The sequence below is a fragment of the Micromonospora sp. NPDC050980 genome (assembly GCF_040653835.1).
Lineage (GTDB): Bacteria > Actinomycetota > Actinomycetes > Mycobacteriales > Micromonosporaceae > Micromonospora.
The window spans coordinates 1-1141 of sequence record NZ_JBFAGS010000075.1; the positions used below are offsets into that span (position 1 = coordinate 1).

Genomic DNA, 1141 nt, shown 5'->3' on the forward strand with positions numbered 1-1141 from the left:
GGGACTGTACAAATAACGGCTGATCGACCGATCAAGGGAGAGACGCCAGATGACGACCGAGACCACCGTGGGACAGCCGGCCGCTGAGCCGTCGGGTGCGGTCACGGATGAGCAGTTGATCGCGATGCTGGTCGATCGGGCTCGTGGTGACGGGCTGAAGCTGACCGGTGAGGGCGGGCTGTTGCAGCAGCTGACGAAGCGGGTCCTGGAATCGGCGCTGGACGGTGAGATCACCGATCACGTCGGCTACGACAAGCACGACTCGGCGGGTCGGGGTAGCGGGAACACCCGTAACGGCAGCCGGACCAAGACCGTGCTCACCGACGTCGGGCCGGTCGAGGTCCGGGTTCCCCGCGACGCGGCGGGGACGTTCGAGCCGCAGATCGTGCGCAAGCGGCAGCGGCGCCTGACCGGCGTCGACGACATGGTGCTGTCGTTGTCGGCCAAGGGCCTGACCCATGGGGAGATCGCCGCGCACCTGGCCGAGGTGTACGGCGCGGAGGTGTCCAAGCAGACGATCTCCACCATCACGGACAAGGTCATGGACGGCATGGCGGAGTGGCAGAACCGGCCCCTGGACCGGGTGTATCCGGTTGTGTTCATCGATGCCATCAACGTGAAGATCCGGGATGGGCAGGTCGCGAACCGGCCGATCTACTTGGCCATGGCGGTCACCGTCGACGGACACCGGGACATCCTCGGCATCTGGGCCGGCGACGGCGGTGAGGGCGCCAAGCACTGGCTACACGTGCTGACCGAGCTGAAGAACCGCGGCGTCGCCGACGTGCTCATGCTCGTCTGCGACGGCCTCAAGGGCCTGCCCGAGGCGGTCGAGACGGTGTGGCCACCCACCATCGTGCAAACCTGCGTGGTGCACCTGCTGCGCAACTCGTTCCGCTACGCCGCCCGGCAGGACTGGGACAAGATCGCCAAAGCGCTCAAGCCGGTCTACACCGCGCCGACGGAGGACGCCGCGACCGAGCGGTTCCTCGAGTTCGCCGAGGCATGGGGCAGAAAGTATCCGGCGATCGTGAAGCTGTGGGAGAACGCCTGGGCCGAGTTCGTGCCCTTCCTCGCCTTCGACGTCGAGATCCGCAAGGTCATCTGCTCCACGAACGCGATCGAGTCCGTCAACGCCCGC

The 1141-nt window shown here is 66.7% G+C and carries 1 protein-coding gene; it reads left to right on the forward strand.

Features of this window, described 5'->3' with window-relative positions; genetic code table 11:
- Positions 1–124: 124 nt before the first annotated feature.
- The coding region (locus AB0H28_RS30090) for an IS256 family transposase (protein WP_358047530.1) at positions 125–1141 on the forward strand (1017 nt) is incomplete at its 3' end.